Consider the following 6,924-nt stretch of genomic DNA (forward strand, 5'->3'; position numbering starts at 1 on the left):
GCGACGGGCGACGGGTTCGACCGGATCATGGATTTCGAGGACGGGCTGGACCTGATCCGGATCAAGACGGGGGCCGTGGATTTCGGCTACGTGACGGTGGTGGCGTCAGGGCCGAACACGCTGGTGACGTTCTCGGATGTCAGCGTTCTGCTGATCGGGATCAACCCGGGCGACATCGACGCGAGTGATTTCGTGTTCGGGTAGGGAGCAGGAACGCTCGCATCGCCTGCACGGTGGGAGGGCACAGAAGTCGTTTGTAGTCACAGCTGTTACTATGACAGTTATCAAAAAAGTGCGACCGCACTCTACCGTTGAAAATGGCGTCGGATAAAAGCGGTCATATGGGTGCATAGGGAAGGGAGTATATTCTTGCCCAAACATATCAAAGCATCGATTCCCTTGGCGGTTGAGTCGTCTAACCAAAGTGCGTCAAGTGGTTTCAGTCTCACACTTTTTTCACCTTTTTCTGAGACTGCGGATGCTCCTGCAAGCACGTCGACTCCCTACACGATTTCACCGGGTGATACTTTCGACGGCACGATCGCTACAATTGGCGACACCGACTGGATCCGCATCGACCTTATGGCGGGGCAGACTTATGTGATCGACCTTTACGGCACCGGCGGATCAGCGGGACTTGATACCTATCTGCGGGTTTACAACGACAGCGGCTTCTTGCTGGGTGACAATGACGACGAAGATTTTTGGAGCGGGGACTTTTCGTCACAGATGATTTTTTCGGTCGCCACAACCGGAACCTATTACATCGAAGCAGACACCTTTGCATCGCAGTACACCGGAACCTACCAGATCAACGTCAGTTCCGGCACCATGACGACTACCCCTGTGTTTTCATATCAGCAGATCGCCGACTACCTGAGGGCCGGCTTCTGGCAGGATGTCGGTGAGACGGTTCGGAGTTTCTCGGTTTCCTACGGCGACGCCCTCGATGTCGATATTTCTGGCTTGACCGCGCCTGCACGGCAACTTGCACTCTGGGCGCTCGATGCTTGGTCTACGGCCTCAGGCATCTTTTTTAACACCACTCTCGCCAGCGGAGCGATTGCGGATATCGTGATCGATGACCAGTTTGCCGGCGCCTACACCACTTTTCCCAGCATAAGCGGTTCGACCATTATTCAGGCTTCCATAAATGTCGATACCAGTTGGACAAACACTTACGGCACGAACTTTGACAGCTATTCGCTGCTAACCTTCATCCACGAGATCGGCCATGCGCTTGGTCTCGGCCATGCAGGTAACTACAACATTGACGCCTCATACGGGACCGACAATCACTATCTTAACGACAGCTGGCAAGCGACGGTGATGTCGTATTTTGATCAGCTCAACAATTCATACATCGCCGCGTCTTTTGCCTTCGCCGTTACCCCGATGATCGCAGACATCATCGCGATCCAGGCAATGTACGGCGTTGATCCGAACCTACGTTCCGGCAATACCATCTATGGTGAAAACTCCAATGCCGGCGGAACCTACGCGATCGTTAGCCAAATGATTGCTGCCGATACTCTGGTCAATCCGATCACAATGACGATAGTCGACCAAGGAGGAATCGATCTTCTAGATTTGCGCTCTGACACCAACAACCAGCATATCGATTTAACATCAGGTGCGGTTTCTGACGTTTATGGCGGCGTCGGCAACCTGTCCATCGCCCTTGGTACGGTCCTGGAAAACGTGCAGGCCGGATTGGGCAACGATACCATCATCGGCAACACGGCGGACAATATCCTTACTGGTAATGCAGGCGCCGACCGCGTTTTCGGTGGTGGCGGCGCAGACGACCTGCGTGGCAATGCAGGTTTTGACTCGCTGGATGGCGGCATCGGGAATGACACGCTGGATGGCGGCGGCCAGAGTGATACGCTTTCTGGAGGAGCCGATGACGACACCCTTTTCGGTCGTGTCGGCACTGATTTCCTCTACGGCGACGATGGCAACGACTCGCTCGATGGCGGCGGAGGGATCGACCAACTCTGGGGCGGGATCGGCAATGACACGCTGCTGGGCGGCAACGGTTTCGACACGCTGATGGGCGAGTCCGATGACGACTGGCTCTTCGGCGCGCAGGGCAATGACAGCGTCGATGGCGGCGACGGCGACGACCGGGCCTTTGGCGGCGCGCATCTCGACACGATGACCGGTGGGCTCGGCAACGACTCGCTGAATGGCGATGGCGGCGCAGACCTTATCCAAGGCGATGCCGGGATCGATCGGCTTCTGGGCGGCGTCGGGGCGGACACGATCCTAGGCGGTGCGGACGACGACCGGATTTTCGGCGGCGTTGATGCCGACTGGATCGAGGGCGGGACGGGCGATGACCGTTCGAACGGTGGCCTCGGGGCGGATCAGTTCGTCTTCGCGATGGGTGACGGGTTCGATCGGATCATGGATTTCGAGGATGGTGTGGACCTGATCCGGATCACGGCGGGGGCTGTGGATTTCGGCGACGTCACGACAAGCGACGTCGGCGGGCTGCACACGCTGGTGACTTTCTCCGATGTCAGCGTGCTGATCCGCAACGTCGATGTCTCGCTCATCGACGCCAGCGATTTCGTGTTCGGGTAAACCCGCCGCAAAGCGGGTGCTCCTTTTGCGACATCGGCGCGCCGATTTGTTCAAATGTAATCTCTTGCTGCCGATTTTGTCTGGTAGTCGTACTCGGTCTCTTATGTGGCGCTCAATCTCGCTCGCCAAAAATTAGTATGATATGCTTGTGGTAAGGGAACGCGAACTGAACAGAACGCCAGAAAACCCGTTTTGGAGGTTTAGGGGATGGCGATTATTTGGGGTACTTCAGGTGCGCTGGTAAACCAGGATCAGCCGATCCTACTTGATGGCACTGCTACTGTCGGACTTGAAGCGAATCTTGTTCTCTTGAGATCCGGACCGATTCTGGGAACCAATCCGCCCAAAAGCGAGATGGTCTTCCTAGACACCTCCAGCGGGCTATATGTGCATCTATACGGAGATTTGATCGGCGGCTTGTTCTATGTTGATTTTCTAACCTACGCGACGAGTTTTCAGACGCCATTTACGGTCAACAATTATTACAATGTCCAATCGGTCGGATTTTCTGGTGGTGCCCAACTGGTTGTGGATCCAACCAACCCGGGTGATCTCAGTTTGAACCGTGTTATCACTGTGATGACCGGTGACGACTTTGTTTACGGCGGCACAGAATCTGACGTTTTATTCGGTTACGATGGGAATGACTCGCTAAACGGCTACGGCGGCTTTGACACGCTTGACGGCGGCGCAGGCAACGACAAGCTCGATGGTGGAGGATTGGCCGACAGCCTGATGGGCGGAGACGATGACGACACGCTTTTCGGTCGCGTGGGCAATGACTCGCTTTACGGCGACGACGGTAATGACTCGCTCGATGGCGGCGGTGGTGTGGACCAGCTCTGGGGCGGGATTGGCAACGATACGCTAAGGGGCGGCAACGGGTTCGACACGCTGATGGGCGAGGCCGATGACGACTGGCTCTTTGGTGCGGCTGGCAATGACAGCGTCGATGGCGGCGATGGCAATGACCGGGCCTTTGGCGGCGCGCATCTCGACACGCTGACCGGCGGGCTGGGCAATGACTCGCTGAACGGGGACGGTGGTGCGGATTGGATCCACGGTGGTGCCGGGCTCGACCGTCTGGTGGGCGGCGTGGGTGCCGACACGATCCTCGGGGGCGCGGACAACGACCGTATCTTCGGCGGCGGCGATGCCGACCGGATCGAGGGCGGGACGGGCGATGACCGGATGAACGGCGGCACCGGGGCGGACGAGTTCGTGTTTGCCACCGGCGACGGGTTCGACCGGATCATGGATTTCGAGGACGGGCTGGACCTGATCCGGATCACGTCGGGGGCCGTCGATTTCGGCGGTGTGACGGTGGCGGCGTCAGGGCCGAACACGCTGGTGACGTTCTCGGATGTCAGCGTTCTGCTGATCGGGATCAACCCGGGCGACATCGACGCGAGTGATTTCGTGTTCGGGTAGTGCAGTAGCGCAAGCAAGCGCTGCAAAGATTACGGCGGTTCTCTGACTCGGCTGGCCAAAGTAATGACTCCGGTATGGCACTATTCAAACCTTGAGCAGGTGCATTTGCTTCTTGCTACGCAAATTCGACCAGGTTTTGCATCCCCGGACGTCGCGCTCTGAACGCACTTGAAAAAGAGAATTCATTGAGGCATCATCTTTCGTTGGGTAGGGGTGCTATGATTTCTGACGGTTGTTTGTAAAACTTCCGATCAATTGAACTCACTTGGCTCAATTGAATAACGGTGGTGATGAGCTGTCGCTTTATCTCCGCCATCCCTCTCAAAGAAAATTGTTGCGAATGGGGTGCTAATACAAAGCTTCCCACTGGCAACCAACACAGAGTTCCGGCGACAAAATATGGATGACCGGAACCATGTTGAGGTTTGAGCATAAAAACTCACGCGGTCGTCAGGGTGCCTGTTTCGTACAGATACTCGATTAAAAATCTATTGGGGGGGACATGGCCTATATTCCTGGTACAAACCTTAATGACACGTTGGTCGGAACGAATTCCGCCGACGTAATCGAGGGGTTCGATGGTGCGGACAGCCTGTCAGGCCTCAATGGGGACGACGAGATCTACGGCGGCAACGGGAACGATACAATTCTCGGTGGCGCAGCGGATGACTATTTGCGCGGGGATGCCGGAAACGACACGCTCGACGGTGGCGCGGACTTCGACCAGATCACATACGATTCCTCTACCTCTGGCGTGGTGGTAAACCTTGCCTTGGGAACAGCTTCAGATGGTCTTGGCGGCACGGACACACTGATCAGCATTGAGTCTGTGCGCGGATCCATGCAGGCCGATTCAATAACGGGCGATTCCGGCAATAACGTTTTGATGGGTTTGCAGGGTAACGACACGCTTGATGGCGGCGCTGGAACCGGAGACATGGCGCGCTATGACCGGGACAGCAATTACGGTGGCATGTCCGGCGTCTATGTCGACCTTGCCGCAGGCACCGCGACAGACGGTTTCGGAGACACGGATACCCTGATCGGAATCGAAAGGGTGCGCGGCTCGAACTTTGGCGACACCATATTCGGCGATAGTGGTGACAACATCCTCCAAGGGCGCGATGGCGACGATGAAATTTTTGCAGGCGCAGGAAACGACGAGATCTTTGGCGAAAATGGTTCGGATTACCTGCGCGGGGATGCCGGGAACGACACAATCGACGGTGGAGCGGATGGTGATCAGGTCACCTATGAAAATTCCGCATCCGGCGTCGTCGTAAACCTTGCCACAGGCACGGCGTCGGACGGGTTCGGGGGGACGGACACGCTGATCAGTATCGAGGATGTCCGCGGATCCCTGCATGCGGATTCAATTACAGGCGATTCCGGTGACAATACGCTGATAGGCCTGCAAGGCAATGACACGCTCGATGGCGGCGCCGGAAACCGTGACAGGGTGCGCTACGACCGTGACGCCAACTATGGCGGCAATGCAGGCGTCAACGTGAACCTTGCAACCGGTATCGCAATTGATGGTTTTGGCAATACAGACACGCTCATCGGAATAGAACGGATTCGCGCCACGAATTTCAACGACACCCTTGTTGGTGACGGCGCCAACAATGATTTTCAGGCACGGGACGGTAACGATTCCATAAGTGGCGGCGCGGGATTCGACTATTTCCAGGCCGGTGCAGGCAACGACACGATCGATGGCGGCGCGGACAACGACTACCTGTCTTACTACTGGGACAACCCGGCCTCGGGCGTTGTCATTACCTTCACGACGGCCACGAGCGGTACGGCGACCGATGGCCTGGGCGGCACAGATACGTTCATTTCGGTCGAAGAATTCGAAGGCACGGTCTTTGGCGACACGATGACCGGTTCGACAGGCGACGAGTGGTTCGAAGGCATGGAGGGCAATGACAGCCTGTCCGGCGGTGACGGAAATGATCGGCTGCTCGGCGGTGCCGGCAATGATACGCTGAACGGCGGAGCCGGAACCCGTGACGAGGTGCGGTACGATCGCGACGAAAACAATGGAGGGTTTCAAGGCGTAACGGTCAATCTTGCCAGCGGCACGGCGACGGACGGCTTCGGCAATACTGACACCCTGCTGGGAATCGAGCGGGTTCGGGGCACCAGTTTCGGCGACACAATCAACGGTGACGGTGGGAACAATGAACTCATCGGCTGGGATGGAAATGACTCCCTGACCGGCGGCGCGGGCTTTGACTATTTCGAGGCCGGCGCGGGCAACGACACGATCCACGGCGGCGCGGACTTCGATCTCCTGGACTACTACTGGGACAATCCGGTGACGGGCATCGTCGTGACCTTCACGGGAGCACAGGCCGGGACAGTAAACGATGGCCTCGGCGGCACTGATACGTTCACAGGAATTGAGGTCATCCGGGGAACGAACTTTGCTGATGTGATGACCGGAGCCAGTGGCGAACAGGCCTTCCGCGGTCTGGCTGGCAACGACACGCTTAATGGTGGTGCTGGTGTCACTGATTGGGCCTCCTACCACAACACTGCACCCATGGGCGGCTTTCAGGGTGTCGTAGTTGATCTCGTCGCTGGTACGGGTATCGACACGTTCGGTGATACCGACACTTTGATCTCCATCGAAAATATCTGGGGGTCCGATTGGGGCGATCACGTAACTGGTAGTAACGGCGTTGGTCATTATTTTGTTGGCAATGCCGGTAATGACACGCTTATCGGCGGGAATAAAAATGATCTGCTTGAAGGGGAAGACGACAACGACCAGCTTACCGGCAATTCTGGCTTTGACACGCTCGACGGCGGCGCTGGTAACGACACCCTGGATGGTGGTGGCCTGGCCGACAGCCTCTTGGGCGGAGCCGATGACGACACGCTTTTCGGTCG

General features: G+C 57.0%; 4 protein-coding genes. All 4 read left to right on the forward strand.

Annotated features, from left to right (window positions below; all coding sequences use genetic code 11):
- A partial coding sequence (locus tag OEZ71_RS20175) for a hypothetical protein (RefSeq protein ID WP_263741895.1) occupies positions 1–204 on the forward strand: 204 nt, incomplete at its 5' end.
- A gap of 165 nt (positions 205–369) precedes the next feature.
- The gene (locus OEZ71_RS20180) at positions 370–2,592 is read left to right on the forward strand and encodes a M10 family metallopeptidase C-terminal domain-containing protein (protein ID WP_263741896.1); all 2,223 of its coding nucleotides are present in this window, start codon (positions 370–372) and stop codon (positions 2,590–2,592) included.
- A gap of 579 nt (positions 2,593–3,171) precedes the next feature.
- Complete coding sequence (locus OEZ71_RS20185; protein WP_263741897.1) at positions 3,172–4,023, forward strand: calcium-binding protein; 852 nt, start codon at positions 3,172–3,174, stop codon at positions 4,021–4,023.
- Positions 4,024–4,525: 502 nt separating this feature from the next.
- Positions 4,526–6,924 (forward strand): beta strand repeat-containing protein (locus OEZ71_RS20190; protein WP_263741898.1); only part of this gene is annotated, 2,399 nt, incomplete at its 3' end.

Source organism: Albidovulum litorale (assembly GCF_025751495.1).
Taxonomy (GTDB): Bacteria; Pseudomonadota; Alphaproteobacteria; order Rhodobacterales; family Rhodobacteraceae; genus Albidovulum; species Albidovulum litorale.